Raw genomic sequence first — 19,011 nt, forward strand, 5'->3', positions numbered from 1 at the left:
GAAATTAAGCTTTGTTAAAAGCTCGATTTATTTCGCTTTACCCCGGATTCCGCTTTCGCGGGAATGACATAATTAATTATATCCCTTAGCTTTGCTTAACATGCATGCTATATTACTACTACCTCTTGCTAAGGCAATATCTAATGGATATTGGCATTCATCATTTAGAGTAGAAATTTTAATGCCTCGTATTACTAAATATTTTGCTAAATAGTAATTATCATTGTAAGTAGCAGCAGTTAGTAATGTTTCACCTAGTCCACTCTTTTCTTGCAATATCGGATAAACGTCAAGTAACGCACGCAACCCAAAAAGATTATTTTTATCAACTGCTCTAAAAGCATTATCTACTGCCTTACAATAAGATAGATTGGCATAAATATCTTTCTTTTTATTTATATCATTATCATATTTAATAAAGCTATCTACAACTTTTCTTCTTTCGGCACTTGCTATCCACTCTTCTTTCTTTTGGAATAGCCCTATATATGCATACATATCCATTTGCTCTAAAGTCGCCTGCTCTGTCAGTTTACCAAGAACTATATCATCATCAGGTAAAAGTAACATTTGCGTTTCATCTTTAACAAATTTTGTTGCTGATTCCGATGTTTCATTATTTACGTTATTATCTTGCTCTTGAATTGTAACGTTTGGAGAGCTTACCGGCGGTGCTTTCTCTTGATTATTTGTAGTTTGGCTATTCTTAACTTGCTTCTCTAAAGACTGAGATTGATTCGGTTTTACTACAACAACAGGTATAAGCGGAGTATTCCAATCTTGTTTTTTTGGAACATCTGAAACAGCAACAAATGCCTCTTTCGAGTTATTTATTTCTGCCGAAGAATCGGTTGTAGGAACTACTTTAGGCGGAGTACTAACAGGTGCATTCGGGCTAATCGGCGTTATCAGCTGTGTAGAAGGTTGATTAGTCGGCATTACCGGAGGTGGAGGTACATTACTAGGTACTACTGAAGTTTCTGCAATAGGTACTGTTACCGGCATGGTACTTGGATTAGTGTCTTGGGTTATAGGTAGGCTAGCAGGTGGAGAAACAGCAGGCATATTAGGTATAGACGGTGTTGCCGGCGATTCTACCGGTGTTACACTTTCTTCCTCTTTATTAGCATCAAGAGGTGGATTAAGCGGGATAGGCTTATGCACGGGCGGTAAATTTGCAGGTTTATATATTTGTACCGGTCGCTGCGGAGGTACTACATAACTTCCTGCTTGAGCCGGAGGCATAGATACCAGCGGCCTTGGTACGTTAGGAGTTATAATATTGGAAGATAGATTTGTATCATCATGTGCATTAGAAGCAATTTTATCATCACGCATTTCATTACTTGTAGCACTAGGTAACTTTGTATTACCAATATCTATAAAGGATTCAGATGTTTCTGATTCATTAGGTTCTTGTTGCGTAACTTGCCTATCTGGCGTGTTGTCATTAGAAACTAAATTTGTACTATTTTCATGATCCGTATTTGTATGAGCATCATTACTTGCAGCACTAGGTAACTTTGCATTACCAATATCTATAAAAGGTTCAGATGCCTCGGTTTCATTAGATTCATGAATGTCATGAGAAACTAAATTTGTACTATTTTCATGATCCGTATTTGTATGAGCATCATTACTTGCAGCACTAGGCAATGCTGCATTACCGACATCTATAAACGGCTCAGCATGTTCATTTTCATTAGGCTCTTGTGAAGCTAGCTTTGGTTCTTCTTGATTAGCTACTTTAGTTTGTTCATTCGCCTGTTTAGGAGGTATATCTTTCTTTTTTGGTTTACTAAAAAATTGTTTAAATTTATCAAAAATAGAGACATCAGAATTAGAACTAACTTTCTTATCGTCGGTATTTACTTCGGTAGCCGGTAATGAGGGGGGTAATGGGGGAGGTGAAGCATAGCTTTGCACTGCAACCAATAGCAGATTGATAAAAAATAATATCTTATATAATTTATTTAACATATAATTCCTTATTAAATAATTACAAACAGATGCCATTCCCGCATGGCGTTGTTGCGTGTACACTTGATGTTATCCCCGCGTAGACGGGGATCCAGAAAAATAACTTCAATATTGATATAAAAGTTACATATTTGATAAAATAAACATACAAAGAACTAAGTTTTTTATATGTTTTACTGAATTTCCGCCTACGCGGGAATGACATCTACCTACCTCCTACTATTCTGCACCAATTTCTTTATTTCAATCTCTACTAACTCTTTAACAAGTAAAGGTAGATTTTTATCGAGCCAAACTTTAAGTTCTGGTTTTAACATCTGGGTGACTAATTCTTCAAGTGCATTTTTAGATGAAATATTGCTATCCAGCTTTTTATCTTTAATGGTATCGGTAAAATTTTTAAAAATATCACCTACCTCTTCAGCAGATTTAGTTGATATTAGCTTTTCTTCTTTCTCTTGATTTACTATTTCCGTTAGCTCTAATATATCTTCATCTTCACTATCATTTTCATAAATAGGATTTTTACGCTCGTTAATTACTCCTTTGATCGATTTTAATATGTCTTCTATAGACATATCTTGATTTTTCTTACTTTCTGTACTCACGTTAGAAACCTATAAACATTTTCTTTTTAATAGTCTTAAACTCTTCTTCAGGACTAAAATATTTTACTTTAAGTTTTAAACTTTGAGCCGTTAGCTCACCGGTTAACAATTTCATTTGATATGCCGTAAGTACTGAGGCTTTATACGCATCCACACGAGTTATTTTCGCTTCATATAATTTTTCTTCAGCAGTTAAAACATCTAATATTGTTTTAGACCCGACAATTTCTTCTTGCACCGTACCGTCATATGATATTTGAGCAGCATCCACTCCTTGATTAGCTGCAACAATACGAGATTTTGCCGCTTCAAACCCCTCCCATACACTTACAACGCCTGCTTGTGTTTGTTTTATCGTACTATCAAGCTGAACTGCACTATTTCTCGTTTGGTTTTTAGCCGATCTGATTTTTGAATATTGAGCTCCTCCATCTGGATAAATAGGTATATTTACCGAAAGAATAGTAGTATAGCTTTTATTGTTTATATTTTGAACAGCTGCATCTTGTGGATTATAGTTAGTTCTACCTGATTGCAACTTTACGCTTACTTGTGGCAATAATTTTCCTTTCTGCACCATTTCCAAAGCTTTCGCCGAAGTTACGTTATGTCTTGCCGAATCAATATCAGGATTTAACTTAGCGGCTTTTTTTGTTAACTCATTCAATGAAGCAGGCAATTTATCAGGTAAATTAGGCATAGTTATATCAGTAGCCTCTATTCCGAATACTTTAATAAAATTTGCTTTTTTTCCTTGAAAATCGGCATAGGCAGCTAGTTTATTTGTTTCTGCTGCTGCAAGCCCTGCTCTTGCAGTTGCTATATCTATTACCGTTGCTTCCCCTAGTTTTAATTTCTCTTCAACAGTGTTAACTTGTTGTATGTTAGTACGAACCCTACTTTCAGAAATATCATATTTCTCTTTGCTCTCAAAACAATCAAGATAAGCAGTTATTAAATTTAATAATATTTTTTGTTCACCGGCATAATATTCGCCTCGTGACGCTCTAAACCCTGATTGAGCAGCTTTAAGAGCCGCAACACTAGAACCACCGCTAAATAATGATTGCTCAATTGTTAATGCACCTTGATTGCTATCCGTCTCTCTTGGAGTAAGACCAAGCCTATCAGCATATTTTTTATTATATTTAGTCTTGCTATTTTGTCTATTAATCTGCAATCCGGCATTAGGCATGAACCCTGAGAAAGCTTGAGGGAACTGCTCAATCGCGTTTAAAAACTTAATTCTAGCAATTTTCAGCTCCTCATTATTCTTATACCCTTCAGTTAAAGCTTCCTGCAAATCAACAGCAGCAACCGAGCCGGTTAGTAATAATGTAATAATAAATGTAGTGAATTTACGCATAAATTTTTTGAATAATTGATAATATGTTAGTTAGATTAGTTTAATCTCTCAAGAATATAGCTATTTCTTAGTAAAACAATATAAATCTATTGTAGTAATATTAGCACGTAATATAACAAAAATTAATCTTAAGGGCAATGATAACTATTTTACATTTTATTTTATGGTTATAAAGCTTTAAGTTTAATTAGCATTTAGTAACAAAATAATAATTTTTATGTCTATAATTGATTTTTCTCGTTTCAGTGGATTAAATAGAGAGCAGCAAGAAGAGCTACGAAGACTTTTAATAAAATTAAATAGTTTTACGAAATCTTTAAAAATAAACGTGAAGGATTTAGAAGATCATTTATTTAATATTTTGAAAAACTCCTTAAACGAATTATCTCACACTAAAAATATAGATGTAGAGGAAATAGAAAGACTTTTTAATAGCACAATCCAAGAATCTCTAACTACTTTATCTGAAGCACTCGAGAAAGCATATCAAGAACAGTTAAAAACAAAAGATATCTTTTTATTTGACGGGATTATTGTAGAAAAATGTTTAAACGTTTTAGAACAAGTTTTAAAATTTCAGCAAGAATTAGATAAACTCTATCCAGGAGCTTCTAAAAAAATTATAGGATCGTTAGAAAATATATTAGTCGCGGTTATTTCAACTCAAATGCCGATTCTTGGGATATTTATACAAACAAGCGGTATATTTGAGAAAGTAAATAACCTTATTGATCATGAAAAATTATTACCAAAAGTAACAAAATTGCATAATGACATAAAAGAAATGAGGGAAGAGGCTAAATCTAATGAGAAGCTTGAAAGCATCTATGAAAAAGCCAAAAAAGTTGCCGCAATTTCAGAAATATCAAAAGAACCACCTCGAAAAATTATTGAAATAACAAAAAAAAACCTTAGTAATAAAGCTTCCTTAGAGAATGTTGTAGAGGCTGTTAAATATATACCAAAAAGTAAAAATGCAGTAGAAGAAAAAATAGCAGAACTAAGAAACAATATTGAAGGTGCAATTCCGAAAGATATAAATATTGACAAATTGAACTCCGTGAAGAATACTATTTCCGGTAATCTAAATGAAACTAAAACAGAATTGTTAGAAGTACTAAATCCGGAAACTTCTTTTGCTGAAAAGATAACTTCTTTATATAAAGCAGCAGAAAAAACTGCGGAAATTGCAAGTGATGTAAAAAAAATAGTAGGAGCAATACCGGGAAGTAAAGAACTTGAAAATGTTATAAGTTTAGCAATAAAAACTAACTTATTACCGACTCCGGTCTTAGCGGTTGCAAAGTTAACTCCTGATATAGCTAACTTAGTTAATATAGGTAAAGCAGTGGTTACGATCCTTTCTAAAACACAAAACTTAACTCAACAACAAGGAAGAGCAAAATAGTGTCTAATTCTAATACTTTAATTGCCTTAGGCTGCTTAGCATTACTAGTAATATTTTTAATATACCAGAAAATAGCGGCACGTAAAAAAAATATATTACCTACTGAAGGAGGTAATTTTGACGACTCGCCAAATATTGCTCTTAATAATAACAAACCGAAAAATAAGAAACTAACATTACAAGAAAGGATAGAATTATCTTGGAAATTCCTTTATGACATCACAGAAATTATTTTAAATAAATTCTCTAAAGAAGATGTTATTCAAGTGAACAAATGCGGTCAGGTTTTACTTGATAACGGTGTTAGATATGAACATGTAGTCGACCTTGCAATCCCTCAAGTTAAGTCTCATACTCAAGCAGCTGAACAAGAACAATCTAAGGGCAAAAAAGCTCTAGGGGTGTAATACCTTTTTTTTGAAGAGTAGTATTTTATACTTCTCCGTAGGTTTAAAATCAATTATGTTTTTTATCTTTTACTTATATAAAATATAATTTTTTAGCAGCTTATTCCTAAATAGTGAGCTTTTTTAGGAATACACTCCGATTAAGTTAGATTATAAAAGGCAGCATTCTTAGCTAAATAAGTAAATTTTATTAAATTATGTCTAATATATATCTTATTACTATATCGTTTAACAAAAGTAAGTAATTCTTATTAAGGGATTATGGGAAGGCTTGGCATTTACTTTGTAGTTTTATCGGTGCTTTATACCAAAACGGTAATATATTAAATAATGGAGAATTTTTTAGTCCAACAAAAAATAAATTGATCTTTTGTGCAGTAATTCCTAATAACGATGCTTTGCATGATTCACATTTAAGCTATCCTGCATTGAAAGATAAAGATGAATTAGAGCAATTGGATGTGGTAATTAGTTATAAAATAACAGCAGACTATGTTAGTGAAACACCTATTGATATCAAAAAAAATATTGAAAATGTAAAATTTCTTTATTTATATCCTATTTCATGGTCAAAAGCTTATGAGGAGCAACTTGTATTACGTACAGATGAGAGGAAATATCTACCTTTATATATAATAAATGATAAGGACCGATATCTTGGAGGAACAATTACTTCTTGGAAAAATGATTATGCGGCGACTCGCAGATTATGGCTTTCAAGCTATAAAAAATTAGAACCGTTAATGGAAGGACAATTAGCAGAATTAGATAGTGATATTTCTATAGAAGGAAGAAAAATTAGTAGGCGAGTACAAAAATGTTTAAAAAAAGAAAGTTTTTTATCTTATAGCAGAACCGGCATCAGGAAACTCATATGCACGTTCTAATTATTCAAATTGCCCATCTTGTGAAAAAGATTGGCAATTAAAAATAACGTTTCATGGAATATTTGATTATAAATGTAATAAATGCCTTTTGTTAGGTTATGAACTTCATAGTTAATTTTGTTTTCTAGAGGTATCTTACATATTCCTAATTACGCCTGTTTAAACAAATCCGTTAACTTGATGTTCCCAAAGCTCTTTAAACTTACCATTTTGCTTGCGGACTAGTTCCTTAAAATTACCACCTTCCACGAGCTCACCTTTATCCATAACAATAGTCCTATCCATATGTTTAATGGTAGATAATCTATAAGCTATAGCAATTATAGTTACATTATCAATATCAAGCATAGTATTAATAGATTTTTGTATTTCTTGCTCGGTATGACTATCAAGGCTTGAAGTTGCTTCATCTAGAATCAAGATTGGGGCGTTTTTAAGAATAGCACGAGCAATTGCTATACGTTGCCTCTGTTCACCGCTTAGCTTTACTCCTCTCTCGCCGACAATTGCGTTATATTTATCCGGTAAACTTTCGATAAATTCATGGATATTTGCAGCTTTGGCGGCATTTTCTATTTCATCTAGCGAAGCATTTTTTAGCATAACCGATATTCTCACCGATGGAGCGATGGAAAAGCATAATATCTTGAGGGATTAACGATACCTACTCCCGCAAGCTGTCAGTGGAAATATCGTAAATAGTTTGGTTATCGATTATAATATCTCCGATTCCGGTTTTAAAATTTTTCAGCAATAATGCAATTAGAGTAGATTTACCGCTACATAAATGCCCTACAATATCAACCTTTTCACCGACTTTAATATGTAAGCTAGGGGATTGAAATATACTACTACCTTCGTTATAAGCAAAAGATATATCCTTAAATATAATCTCACCTTTAGAAATTTTTAATTTGACTGCATTTTCTTTATCTATGTTATCTTGCGGGATTTGCATTATCGTAAAGCTCGATCGAAAAGCGGCTACATCTTCTAAAAAGTCCTTAACTGCCATAATAGCATGCCAAGAATTTTCAGCAAATAGAAACGTTAGTGACATAATAAAAGCAATGTCACCAATGCTAATCTCCCCTAGATTACGCAAATGAATCACATATATAAGTACCACTATCACATATACCCAATATACTAAAGATAATATTTATAATATTTAATCGTTAAAGGGTTGTGTACGTTACGATTATAATCTTGTACTTTATTTAATTCTCGTTTTTTTTGTTGCAAATGAGAAAATTATAAAGATGTTTGTAATGCAATCAGCTACTATACCAAATAAATTATACCACGAATCCTGCTTATCCTGCTCCATTTTGGCAAGCTTGGTAAAAAACCTTAATGCAAGCGGTAAATAAACAGCAGTAAAGCCAATAATAACGGTAAATATTTTAATATTAGTATAGGCAAGAGTAATCCCTGAAAATAGTGTAATGAGTAGAGGGTTGCTTAATTTCCACTCAATAGATTGATACATTGGCCGCGCCCCCGTATTGCAGCTTAGCATGAATAGTCTATAATCCTCAAACAGTAATAAGAGAGAATTATAGTTAAGGAGTTATGACAAGAATATATGTTAAGTGTAGATCAAGAATAGATGTTAAGTGTAGATATTATAACGACACAGAAAAAGTAGTAAAGGCGGGATATTCAATTTCAAAACAACAGAGATATCAATGCAAGCAGTGTAATCGATATTTTTAACTGTAATATATTAATAATGCCTCTAAGCCTGGAGTCAAGACTCAGATAGTAGATATGTCAATCAATGGCTCTGGAGTTAGGGATACAGTAAGAGTATTAAAAGTGGGTATCAATACGGTTATCCGTGTTTTAAAAAAAATCTAGCGTTAAAAAAGATAAATCATTCTATCAATACGATAGAAGTAATTATTGCTCCTGAAATAGATGAACAATGGCCTTATGTACAGAATAAATCCAAACAAAGATGGCTTTGGTATTCTTTGGATAAGATTTTGTTAAAAGTAGTTGCTTATACTTTTGGTACAAGATGTGATAGCACATCAGAATCATTACTGAAAAAAACCGGAGGATTTTAAGGTTACTTTTTACTTTACAGATGGATGGGGCAGTTATGCTAGGTTATTAGATCCCAAAAAACACATTGTTAGTAAAAAAATATACTCAACGGATAGAACGGGGTAACTTAAATCTTAGAACAAGATGCAAAAGACTGGCACGTAAAACAATTTGTTTTTCCAAGTCATTGGATATTCATGATAAAGTCATCGGAACTCTTATTGAACGTATAGCCTTTTAATATCCACATCTGTAAAATGGAGGTGCGATCGGTACGTTCATTGGGATAATTTAATGATTTTCTTAGGATACCCTGAAGAAATACGAAAAATAATTTACACAACTAATGCTGTGGAATCCGTTAATAGTCAACTCCAAAAAGTCACTAAAAATAAACGTGTTTTTCAAATGATAATGCTGTTTTTAAAAGCTTGTATTTAGCAATTGATTACATGACCAAGAAATGGTCCATGCCTATATCAAATTGGAATGCGGCTATGGCTCATTTTTTAATAAAATTAAAAGATATAATCTAGGCCTTTGAAAAAAAGTTTACACACTTAATTGGGAAGGCTCATTCCAAATTTTATATATACTATAAATACTTCTCATTTTCTTCCTTAACTAAGGCTACCAATTGCTCTACCGATAATACTTCCTGCTCAGTAGTTCCGAACCTTCTAATCGTTACTTGTTTATTTTCTTTTTCCTGTTTACCAATTACGGCAATCATCGGTACTTTTTGGTTAGAAAACTCACGAATTTTATAATTAATTTTATCGGGAGAAATATTAATATCCGTCCTTACACCATTATCAATTAAAGCTTTTTGTACTTCCGAAGCGTAATCATTTAAATCACTGGTGATGGTTGCGATGGCAACCTGCCTAGGTGCAAGCCAAAGCGGAAACTTACCTGCATATTCTTCGATCAATATACCGATAAAACGCTCAAGCGAGCCAAGTATCGCTCTATGAAGCATTACGGGTCTTTTTTTCTCACCGCTTGCTGCAATATAGCTAGCACCGAGTCGCTCCGGCAATACAAAATCCATCTGCAATGTACCGCATTGCCATTGCCGCCCTATCGCATCAGTTAGCACAAACTCAAGCTTCGGTCCATAAAATGCTCCCTCACCTGGGTTTAGCGTATAGGTAAACCCAGCTTTTTCTACAGCTTCTTTTAAAGCATTCTCAGCTTTATCCCAAACTTCATCATTTCCTGCTCGAGTTTCAGGACGATCAGAGAATTTTATCTTTATATCGGTAAAGCCAAAATCCTTATAAACTTCAGTAAGTAACTTACAAAAGCTAACTGTTTCCTCGGTAATTTGTTCCTCAGTACAAAATATATGAGCATCATCTTGTACTAAACTTCGTACCCTCATTAAACCATGTAATGCACCAGATACCTCATTACGGTGGCACAACCCAAACTCCGACATACGAAGCGGTAAATCACGGTAACTCTTGATACCTTGTTTGAATATCTGCACGTGGCAAGGGCAATTCATCGGCTTCAAAGCAAGCGTCTTGTCATCTGTTTCTAACGCAAACATATCATCACGAAATTTTTCCCAATGTCCTGAAGCCTCCCACAGGCTCTTATCAACTAAAACAGGTGTCTTAACTTCGGTATAACCGTTTTTACGAATCTTTTTCCTAATATACTGCTCAATTGTATTATATATACTCCAGCCTTTATCATGCCAAAATACCATTCCTTGGGCTTCTTCTTGGAAGTGGAATAAATCAAGCTCTTTCCCTAGTTTTCTATGATCACGTTTTTCAGCTTCTTCAAGCATAAATAGGTAATTATCTAGCTGCTCTTTCGTAGCCCACGCAGTACCGTATATACGCTGTAACATCTCATTACGACTATCACCTCGCCAATAAGCTCCCGCAACTTTCATCAACTTAAAATGCTTAACAAAACCTGTGGAAGGAACATGCGGACCTCGGCATAAATCAATAAAATTACCTTGCTTGTATAAAGTAATCGGTTCACCTGCCGGAATTGACGCAATAATTTCGGCTTTATAATGTTCTCCTATCGATTTAAAAAATTCTACAGCCTCATCACGATCCCATAGCTCCCTAGTAATTTTTTCATTTCGCTTGACTATTTCATACATTCTTGCTTCTATCATTGCCACATCATCCGGCGTAAATGGCTTATCCTTAGCAAAATCGTAAAAGAAGCCGTTTTCAATTGCAGGACCAATAGTTACCTGAATATCAGGAAATAATTCTTTAGCAGCTTCAGCTATAATATGAGCTGCATCATGCCTTATTATCTCAAGACATTCGGGATCTTTTGCAGTTAAAATACGAAGCTTGCAATCATTCTCAATTACGGTACTTAGGTCTTTAAGCTCGCCGTTTATTTCGGCAACCATTGCTGCTTTAGCAAGTGACATTGAAATTGCATTTGCTACTTCAAAAGCTGTAACATTTTTTTCAAACTGTTTTACACTCCCATCGGGAAAGAAGATATTAATCATTTTTTATTCTAACTTATTTTTTCTTCAAATTTTTTACTTGTATACCTTAATATGTCATTCCCGCGTAGGCTAGAACCCATTGCTTCAAAGCTTTTTAAAAGCTCGATTTATCTCTCTTTATTCTGGATTCCTGCTTTCGCAGGAATGGCATCTAGGTCTATTTGAGCCATGGCATTCATAAATTCTAATACTCTTGCATCACTGAAAATCTGACCTATAGTTTTATCATTAACGGTTAGTTCATCATCTTTACCTTTTATATCAACTACTAAAGATTCACCGTCTTTTAATTCAGAATTTTTACTAAAAGCTTCTATTACTCCAAAACCGTATTGCTTTATTACTGAAGTTTGTTTTCCTAGATTTAAAGCAAATTCCTTAGAATTTTCTATTTTATTAAGCACCGGTACAATAGCATTATTAGTATAATTCACAAAATTATTTATAAACGCATTTGGATCCGATAATTTTATTACGCTTTCTATATTCATAGGATTCTCTAAATTAGGCATATCAATATCAATAGAGAAATTGAAATCATCCATTATAAGATTAGTTTCACCGGTTAATTTTTTTGCTTCAGGGTCAAACTCACCTTTTAAATTAAATTCAGAATTATTTATTTTTGCAAAAACACCCATTACTTTTTCCCCATCTTCTTGAGTAATAGGGCTAGTTAGTTTAAAAATTTTGTCTAACTCGGCTCTTTTGTTTAAACCATTACTAAAGTTGCTTCCTAAAGCTTCAATCGCCGTCTTTTGATATATCTCCGAAAGTTCTATAGTAGATTTAATATTTAAAGCAAAGTCAAAAACTTTATCTTTTTCTATATTTAATTTGTATAAATTACTTTCTATTTTCCCTTTTCTTTCAATATCGCAAGCAAATAAAAACGGCTTACCTTTTACTAATTCGCCTAATATTTGCATAAAAATAACAGCATTCATATTCTCATCTTGCTTTTGATCTAGAGAAAAATTTTGAATTAATAATTTTCCAAGAGCCACTAACTCATCGCTATATTTAAGTTTTAATTGGCTACTATAAGTAGTAGGTACATTTAATATTTCCAACTTTGCTAAATCATATTCAAACGAATCAAAAATAGCATCTTCTTCTATTTTATCTCTTAAAAATTTAAAAACTTTATCGGATAAATTTTTACTATAGTTTTCAGAAATAAAATAAGCTGTGCTTTTCCCATCCAAGGTTAACAAATTAAGATTATCAGATGTTTTAGTGTTAGTGATTATAGCATTACTAACATCATTCTCTGATAATTTTTCTGCATCTTTAGAACTGTAATAAGCTGATTTATTATCATTCACGCTTAATTTCCAATAATCAGGTTCTATATTAAGCAAAGACTTTCTAAACCAAATTGTTGTATGATGATCGGGAGAATAAAAAATATCTTCTTCATCTTGAGCGGTAGTAATTTTTACATTATTTCCGTAAGAATCAATTTTTGTAATATTTAAAAACGGTATGCGCCTAATAACTACTTCATCATAATAAAAATCTACAGGTTTTAGTATTACTTTATTTAAAGTAATACTAAAACTATATTTATTAAATTTAATTGTATCATAAGTTATATATTCTTCATATTTATCAAGGATAGGGATAATATTCTCTTTACTTTGATGTTCAAATTTATAGGCAGCATATCCCCACCCTACTAAGATTAAAACTAAAAAGATTATTATAATAAAACGTATTTTCATCTTTTCTACTGTAAAAAATTATTAAAAATTAAAATGTTGTTCCTGCGTGGGTAAGTTTTCCGATGTCACCCCGTGGCTTGACCACGGAGTCTAGTCTTTTTAAATTTTTTTGGATACCGTGATCAAGCTACTAGATAACACCAAGCGCGTTTTTCAAGTCCAAAATAACATATGCCACTTAAAAAATATATTTATTTTTCTTTTAAACGATCAGCTATTAACTGATATGATTCAAAAGCTTTATTCGGCTCGTTTTCAAGCAATTCAAAACCCAGCTTCTCATTACTATTAATATGCCACAATCTACAATTATCCGGACTAATTTCATCAGTTAACATAATGATAGATTCTTCACCGTTAAATACACGTCCAAATTCTAATTTACACTCAACAAGCCGAATCCCGACACCGATAAATAACCCGCTTAAGAAACCATATATACGCAAAGCTTGTTCTTTTACCGCTTTAATTTCGTCATTAGTTAACCATCCGAAATTTAATATTTGGTACTCATTAACTATCGGATATTTAAATTCACGACTCCGGACTCTAAAATCAATGATCGGCTTATCAAATACATACCCTTCGTCCATCCCAAATTCTTTTACAAATCTACCGCACGCTACCGATGATATTATTACTTGCACCGGGAATACTTCTACATACTGAATTAATTGCTCTCTCATATTTATTTTTTCGATAAAATGATTTTCAATACCAATCATTTCTAGTTTATCCATTAGGAAAGAAGAAATATTATTATTAAGCACCCCCTTGCCTGATACCTCAATAATTTCACCGCTTTCTAAGGTTACATTATCGAAAAAAGCCATTATAAGTAAAAAATCTTCTTCGGCAGAATATAAGATTTTACTCGAACCTTTGTAAAGTTGTGTTTTCATTTGTTATTTTCTCAAAATTCATTTTTCTCGTCATAGGCTATCGTCATTGCGAGCAGCCGTAGGCTGCGTGGCAGTCTTGCCAAATATCCTGAGATTGCTTCGTCAATTACTATGCAATTTCCTCACAATGACGGTATCAAAACATATCATTAAAATCCCTGAAGATTATTCGGACCTATAATTGCCGAGGTAGTCGTACCGCTAAATATTTTATTTGCCATATTAATAATATCCTCGGCCTGTATATTCATAATAATTTCCATAATTTCATCGGGGGAAATATATTTGCCGAAAACAGAATAATTTTTACCTATTTCTTCTGATTTATAAGTATTTTTTTCTTGAGCCATTTGCAAATTACTTCGGAGCTGCGTCTTAGCTCTAATAATCTCTTCGGTATTTACTCTTTCAGTCATTTTTGTTATTTCGTTTTTAATTTCTTTACATAATAATTCTAATTTATCATGTGCAGTGGAGGCATAAATTGTAAACACTCCACTATCAAAATAAGCACTAATATAACTACCTACGGAATATGCTAAACCTAATTTCTCGCGAATGCTTTGAAATAAACGAGATGACATACCGCCACCGAATATTATAGAAAGTAGATGGATTTGATAAAGCTTTTCTAAATTAACATATGGCGTACCTTCAAACCCTAGTATTAAACTAGTTTGCTCTAACTTCTTATTAATAAATCCACTCCCACCTATATATTTTGCAGGTAAAAAACTACTCCTCTCTCCTTGCTTCAAGGAAGAAAATAACTGTTCTGCTATAGTTACTATTTTATCATGATCAATATTACCCGCAACCGATAAATAGAGATTTCCGGCATTATAATGCTTATCTATAAACTTAGAAAAATGCTCTTTTGTAAAAGTCACAAGGGTTTTAGTCGTACCTAAGATTGACTTACCTAAAGGTTGATCTTTATAAACTTTATTATAAAATTTCTCATATACTAGATCATCAGGATTATCCTGATGATGAGCAATTTCCTGCATTATCACCTGATATTCCTTAGCTATTTCTTCGTCGGCAAAAATGGAATTTTGAATTATATCAGCAAGTATATTAAGTGCTTTATCACAATTTTCAGACAAGACTCGTGCATAATATACCGTGTTCTCATGACCGGTATAGGCATTAAAATGTCCACCTATAGAGTCAAACTCTTCTGCTATCTGTTTTGCCGTTCTAGTTTTTGTACCTTTGAAAGCCATATGCTCGAGAAAGTGAGATATGCCCTCCTCTTCTGCATTTTCATAACGTGCCCCAACTTTAGCAATTAAATTTATTGCTACCGAATTAACATAAGGCATATTATAGGTTAAGACCGTCAAACCGTTTTTTAATTTACTAGCGTTAAAATTTTCTTTCATAATCTACTTTTTATTTTCTAAATCGTCATTGCGAGAAGAATTACATAGTAATAAAGACGAAACAATCCAGTAAAAAATTCTGTAAATCAGAATTTTTTTTAATTATTTTTCTGAATTCCCGCGTCGCTTCGCTCCTCGCAATGACGATTTGGTATCCATGCAGTAATTCCTACAGTCGCTCACAATGACGTTTTTTGATTTAAGCAACGACTCTCTTAATTTTGCAAGACGTAAAAACTTTGCGAAAGCAAATATCATTGAATCTACAAACCCGTCAAAACCGAATACAAAATATCTTCTAATAAAAAATGCTTTGAAAAACCACCATAACATTTCAAAAGCTATTCGGATATTTGAAAGCTTTTTACCTTGCGCTTTTAAGTCTTTTGCTTGCTCACTAGAGTAAAAATTTGCTTTGGTTACCAACTGATCAATTGAAGTACCTGAATAATGATAAGCAGCTTCATTTAATAGATAAATTTTACCTACAAAATCAACATTTTTGTTAAATACCACCGAATCATGAGTAGTACTATTTACAGTATTTGCAAAGCTTGCAAACTTTTTATTATACAACCGAGTACATTTATTAAATGGTGCAAACATCCGTGGCTTTCGGTCATTACGATGTATTATTAAAAGCTTTATTTGATAAGCTACATAACGATCTTGATTATGAGAAGCAAAAATATACTCTATTTCGTCTTGTAACTCTTTAGATAGCTCCTCATCAGCATCAATATTAAGAACCCAATCATTAGTGCAAAGGCTTTCGGCAAAAGATTTCTGCCCTACATAACCAAGCCATGGTTTTGCTATTACCTTAGCTCCTAATTTTTCGGCTATTGCTACTGTATCATCAGTACTTTCACTATCTACTACTATCACTTCATCAACAATATTTTTTACACTATTTACAGCTCGTGCTATCCTTGCAGCTTCGTTTTTAGTAATAATAAATGCTGAGATTTTTTTCATATATTTTATAATAGGTCATTGCGAGGAAAAATTGAAAATTTTGACGAAACAATCTTGGGCCAAAATCTTGAGATTGCCACGCTCCTTTCAGTCGCTCGCAATGACGATGACAATTTTACTCTATCATCCTAAACACCAGCTTAATTACATAAGTTAAAAGTAGCGTAGATAATAATCCACTAAGCCATAGAATAATAAACCATTGCCACCCTTTTAGACAAGAAGTTATTTTTTTAATATAACGGATGATGAGATGATTTGCCACGGAATATATAATAACAATAAAAAGTATAGCCAAGTATGACAGGTAGGAATATCACTGCTCCTATCAGCAGTAAAGACTGCGACTCCGGTGCTGCTGCTGCTGTTTCAAGCGTAACTTTATAAGGAACGATATATGGCCATATACTTATAGCTAGCCCTAAATATCCTAATAAAAATAATGAAATCGTATAAATAAAAGGTTTTACTTCTTTTTTTTGCTTAATAGCTTTAATTAATTTGATAAGTATTAAGGCAGTTATAATAGGTACAATCGATAAATAGTAAATATTCGGTATACTAAACCAACGATGATTTATGTGGTTATTTAAAAAAGGCACCCATAAGCTTACAAGCCCCATAAACAGGGCGACATAAAATAAAATATACAAAGCGGATTTATAAGCCCATTCTTGTGTTTCTTTTTCTGTTTTCATAATAAGCCAAGTAGCTCCTAAAAGAGCATAACCGAATATTAACGCTATCCCGGTCATCACAGAAAAAGGAGTAAGAAAATCAAAGCTTCCACCTGCAAATTCTCGTCCTTGCACTTCTATTCCTTGGACAAAATTACCAAGCGTTAAACCTTGACAAAAAACAGCAAGCATAGAGCCGGAATGAAAAGCATAGTCCCAAATATAACGATGACCTATATGAGCTTTAAAACGAAATTCAAAAGCTACACCACGAAATATTAAGCCAAGTAACATTAATGTAATAGGGATATATGAAGCTGGCATTAAAAGCGAATACGCAAGCGGGAAAGCTGCAAATAAACCACTGCCGCCAAGTACTAACCAAGTTTCGTTACCATCCCAAAAAGGAGCAATAGAATTGATCATTCTATGACGACAATCATCGGTAGGTGCAAACGGAAATAATATCCCTACTCCTAAATCAAAACCGTCTAATAAAACATATAAACAAATAGCGGTAGCTATAAGTCCACCCCAAACAAGCGGTAAATCTATATAAGGTGCAAAATTTAACATAAATTACCTACATTGTCATACCGCGACTTGATCGCGATATCCACCAAAAATTTAATTCAAAAGATACCGCGATCAAGTCGCGGTATGATATAAATTACAACCGATTACTTAAACCCATGCTCTCCGTACATTTATTTATTATCTATCACCTCTATACCTTTCTTTATCAAATGCATTATATAATATATACCTGCTCCGAAAATTATCACATACACCACTACAAAGGCAATTAGAGAAATAAATACATACTTGCCAAGTACCGGCGATACCATATCAGCCGTTTTTAAAATATTATATACTATGTAAGGTTGTCTACCTACCTCGGTTACGAACCAACCGGCAAGTACTGCAATAAAACCCGAAGGTGACATTAGCATATACCAATATTGAAACCAATGCGTAGTATATAATCTTTTTTTCAAATAAAGATATAAGCCCGCTACACCTGTAAATATCATTAAGAAACCGATGCCTATCATAATACGGAAGCTAAAAAATACTACTGCAACCGGCGGACGCTCTTCTTTTGTCCATTCTTTTAATCCTTTCACTTCACCTTCTAAGCTATGCGTTAAGATTAAACTACTGACATAAGGTATTTCTATAGCATATTTTGTTTTTTCTTCTTCCCCGTCAGGAAAGCCAATAAGATTAAAAGCCGCTCCTTTTTCCGTGTTCCAAATACCTTCCATAGCTGAGACCTTGACCGGTTGATATTTAAGGGTATTTAAACCATGTAGATCACCGATAAATATTTGAATAGGCGCAACGATTAATGCCATTAATACCGCCATAAAAAGCATAATTTTAGCATGTTCTTTATAACGATAATTTAGTAAATAAAAACTACCGACGCCACCGATAACAAAAGAAGTAGTTAAATAAGCCGCTGTAATCATATGGAAAAAGCGATAAGGAAAAGATGGATTAAAAATAATTTCCAGCCAATTTAAAGGATAAAAGAACCCTTCGCCTCGCAATTCAAAACCCGCAGGCGTATGCATCCAGCTACTAGCTGCAAGTATCCAAAAAGCTGAGATTACAGTACCGATAGCAACTATTAACGTAGAAATAAAATGCACTTTTTTACTGACTTTATTAAAGCCAAATAACATTATACCTAAAAAAGAGGATTCGAAAAAAAAAGCAGTAAATACTTCAAAACCGAAAAGCGGACCGAGGACATTTCCAACCTTATCTGAAAAATTTGACCAATTAGTACCGAATTGATAAGACATTACAACGCCTGAAACTACCCCCATACCGAAAGTAATGGCAAAAATCTTCACCCAAAATTTGTATATTTCTTGATAAACTTGACGATTTGTTTTTAACCATAACCCTTCAATTACCGCTAAAAAGCTTGCAAGCCCTATAGTAAAAGCAGGGAATATTATATGAAAGCTTATAGTAAAAGCAAATAGAATCCTTGATAATAATACTTGATCAAATTCCATGTTTAAGCTGCTGCTTTAAGATTCAACGTCATTGCGAGGAAAAATTGAAAATTTTGACGAAGCAATCTAGTTAAAAATTCCGATTTATAGTA

General features: G+C 33.1%; 22 protein-coding genes. 8 read left to right on the forward strand and 14 right to left on the reverse strand.

What is annotated here, in order from left to right:
- Nucleotides 1-72 precede the first annotated feature (72 nt).
- From AAGD46_RS06400 to AAGD46_RS06410, 3 genes are all read right to left on the reverse strand, one after another.
- A complete protein-coding gene (locus AAGD46_RS06400; protein WP_341786988.1) occupies nucleotides 73-1,980 on the reverse strand; it encodes an ankyrin repeat domain-containing protein in 1,908 nt (635 codons plus the stop codon).
- Between the two features lie 209 nt (nucleotides 1,981-2,189).
- Nucleotides 2,190-2,588, reverse strand: a complete 399-nt coding sequence (locus tag AAGD46_RS06405) for a PopZ family protein (RefSeq protein ID WP_341786989.1) — start codon at nucleotides 2,586-2,588, stop codon at nucleotides 2,190-2,192.
- A gap of 1 nt (nucleotide 2,589) precedes the next feature.
- A complete protein-coding gene (locus tag AAGD46_RS06410; protein ID WP_341786990.1) occupies nucleotides 2,590-3,954 on the reverse strand; it encodes a TolC family protein in 1,365 nt (454 codons plus the stop codon).
- A 217-nt stretch (nucleotides 3,955-4,171) separates the two neighbouring features.
- Between AAGD46_RS06410 and AAGD46_RS06415 the strand changes: the two genes are divergently transcribed.
- The 4 genes from AAGD46_RS06415 (at nucleotide 4,172) to AAGD46_RS06430 (ending at nucleotide 6,771) form a co-directional block, all read left to right on the forward strand.
- The gene (locus AAGD46_RS06415) at nucleotides 4,172-5,362 is read left to right on the forward strand and encodes a hypothetical protein (protein ID WP_341786991.1); all 1,191 of its coding nucleotides are present in this window, start codon (nucleotides 4,172-4,174) and stop codon (nucleotides 5,360-5,362) included.
- Entirely contained in the window at nucleotides 5,362-5,769 is a 408-nt protein-coding gene (locus AAGD46_RS06420; protein WP_341786992.1) for a DUF2660 domain-containing protein, read from the forward strand. Before AAGD46_RS06415 ends, AAGD46_RS06420 begins: the two co-directional genes overlap by 1 nt.
- 320 nt (nucleotides 5,770-6,089) lie before the next feature.
- Entirely contained in the window at nucleotides 6,090-6,656 is a 567-nt protein-coding gene (locus tag AAGD46_RS06425) for a DUF2310 family Zn-ribbon-containing protein (RefSeq protein ID WP_341787924.1), read from the forward strand.
- Complete coding sequence (locus AAGD46_RS06430) at nucleotides 6,616-6,771, forward strand: DUF2310 family Zn-ribbon-containing protein (RefSeq protein ID WP_341787925.1); 156 nt, start codon at nucleotides 6,616-6,618, stop codon at nucleotides 6,769-6,771. The genes AAGD46_RS06425 and AAGD46_RS06430 overlap by 41 nt, the downstream gene beginning before the upstream one ends.
- A gap of 44 nt (nucleotides 6,772-6,815) precedes the next feature.
- On the opposite strand, the gene AAGD46_RS06435 is transcribed toward AAGD46_RS06430, so the two are convergent.
- From AAGD46_RS06435 to AAGD46_RS06445, 3 genes are all read right to left on the reverse strand, one after another.
- Nucleotides 6,816-7,259 carry an ATP-binding cassette domain-containing protein gene (locus AAGD46_RS06435; RefSeq protein ID WP_341786993.1) on the reverse strand — a complete coding sequence of 148 codons (444 nt, stop codon included), beginning with the start codon at nucleotides 7,257-7,259 and terminating at the stop codon, nucleotides 6,816-6,818.
- Nucleotides 7,260-7,320: 61 nt separating this feature from the next.
- Nucleotides 7,321-7,716 (reverse strand): ATP-binding cassette domain-containing protein, encoded by a 396-nt coding sequence (locus AAGD46_RS06440; RefSeq protein WP_341786994.1) that lies wholly within the window; start codon nucleotides 7,714-7,716, stop codon nucleotides 7,321-7,323.
- A gap of 156 nt (nucleotides 7,717-7,872) precedes the next feature.
- Entirely contained in the window at nucleotides 7,873-8,178 is a 306-nt protein-coding gene (locus AAGD46_RS06445; RefSeq protein WP_341786995.1) for a hypothetical protein, read from the reverse strand.
- A gap of 251 nt (nucleotides 8,179-8,429) precedes the next feature.
- Here AAGD46_RS06445 and AAGD46_RS09525 point away from each other — a divergent pair, with 251 nt between their 5' ends.
- The 3 genes from AAGD46_RS09525 (at nucleotide 8,430) to AAGD46_RS09535 (ending at nucleotide 8,952) form a co-directional block, all read left to right on the forward strand.
- On the forward strand, nucleotides 8,430-8,519 hold the full coding sequence (locus AAGD46_RS09525) for an IS1-like element transposase (protein ID WP_341786649.1): 90 nt from the start codon (nucleotides 8,430-8,432) through the stop codon (nucleotides 8,517-8,519).
- Nucleotides 8,520-8,575: 56 nt separating this feature from the next.
- On the forward strand, nucleotides 8,576-8,731 hold the full coding sequence (locus AAGD46_RS09530) for an IS1 family transposase (RefSeq protein WP_410525961.1): 156 nt from the start codon (nucleotides 8,576-8,578) through the stop codon (nucleotides 8,729-8,731).
- A gap of 65 nt (nucleotides 8,732-8,796) precedes the next feature.
- Nucleotides 8,797-8,952, forward strand: a complete 156-nt coding sequence (locus tag AAGD46_RS09535) for an IS1 family transposase (RefSeq protein WP_410525929.1) — start codon at nucleotides 8,797-8,799, stop codon at nucleotides 8,950-8,952.
- On the opposite strand, the gene AAGD46_RS06455 is transcribed toward AAGD46_RS09535, so the two are convergent.
- Nucleotides 8,896-9,054: a hypothetical protein gene (locus AAGD46_RS06455; protein ID WP_341786996.1), complete on the reverse strand. Its 159-nt coding sequence runs from the start codon at nucleotides 9,052-9,054 to the stop codon at nucleotides 8,896-8,898. The two genes, AAGD46_RS09535 and AAGD46_RS06455, sit on opposite strands and share 57 nt — an antisense overlap.
- On the opposite strand from AAGD46_RS06455, the gene AAGD46_RS09540 reads away from it, so the two are divergent.
- Entirely contained in the window at nucleotides 9,006-9,152 is a 147-nt protein-coding gene (locus tag AAGD46_RS09540) for a transposase (RefSeq protein WP_410525930.1), read from the forward strand. The genes AAGD46_RS06455 and AAGD46_RS09540 overlap by 49 nt on opposite strands.
- 154 nt (nucleotides 9,153-9,306) lie before the next feature.
- Here the strand turns inward: AAGD46_RS09540 and thrS are convergent, their stop codons facing one another.
- The 7 genes from thrS to AAGD46_RS06490 all read right to left on the reverse strand — a co-directional run bounded on the left by thrS (nucleotide 9,307) and on the right by AAGD46_RS06490 (nucleotide 18,919).
- A complete protein-coding gene (thrS, locus tag AAGD46_RS06460; protein ID WP_341786997.1) occupies nucleotides 9,307-11,214 on the reverse strand; it encodes a threonine--tRNA ligase in 1,908 nt (635 codons plus the stop codon).
- 107 nt (nucleotides 11,215-11,321) lie between these two features.
- Nucleotides 11,322-12,941 (reverse strand): phosphoribosylaminoimidazolesuccinocarboxamide synthase, encoded by a 1,620-nt coding sequence (locus tag AAGD46_RS06465; protein ID WP_341786998.1) that lies wholly within the window; start codon nucleotides 12,939-12,941, stop codon nucleotides 11,322-11,324.
- Nucleotides 12,942-13,132: 191 nt separating this feature from the next.
- Nucleotides 13,133-13,843, reverse strand: coding sequence for a phosphoribosylaminoimidazolesuccinocarboxamide synthase (locus AAGD46_RS06470; protein WP_341786999.1), 711 nt, complete (start codon nucleotides 13,841-13,843; stop codon nucleotides 13,133-13,135).
- Between the two features lie 149 nt (nucleotides 13,844-13,992).
- Complete coding sequence (locus AAGD46_RS06475; RefSeq protein WP_341787000.1) at nucleotides 13,993-15,231, reverse strand: pitrilysin family protein; 1,239 nt, start codon at nucleotides 15,229-15,231, stop codon at nucleotides 13,993-13,995.
- 102 nt (nucleotides 15,232-15,333) lie between these two features.
- Nucleotides 15,334-16,209 carry a glycosyltransferase family 2 protein gene (locus AAGD46_RS06480; protein WP_341787001.1) on the reverse strand — a complete coding sequence of 292 codons (876 nt, stop codon included), beginning with the start codon at nucleotides 16,207-16,209 and terminating at the stop codon, nucleotides 15,334-15,336.
- A gap of 233 nt (nucleotides 16,210-16,442) precedes the next feature.
- On the reverse strand, nucleotides 16,443-17,462 hold the full coding sequence (cydB, locus tag AAGD46_RS06485) for a cytochrome d ubiquinol oxidase subunit II (RefSeq protein WP_341787003.1): 1,020 nt from the start codon (nucleotides 17,460-17,462) through the stop codon (nucleotides 16,443-16,445).
- Between the two features lie 131 nt (nucleotides 17,463-17,593).
- A complete protein-coding gene (locus AAGD46_RS06490; RefSeq protein ID WP_341787004.1) occupies nucleotides 17,594-18,919 on the reverse strand; it encodes a cytochrome ubiquinol oxidase subunit I in 1,326 nt (441 codons plus the stop codon).
- Nucleotides 18,920-19,011 lie beyond the last annotated feature (92 nt).

Origin of the sequence: Rickettsia endosymbiont of Cantharis rufa (assembly GCF_964026445.1) — a bacterium.
Taxonomy (GTDB): Bacteria; Pseudomonadota; Alphaproteobacteria; order Rickettsiales; family Rickettsiaceae; genus Rickettsia.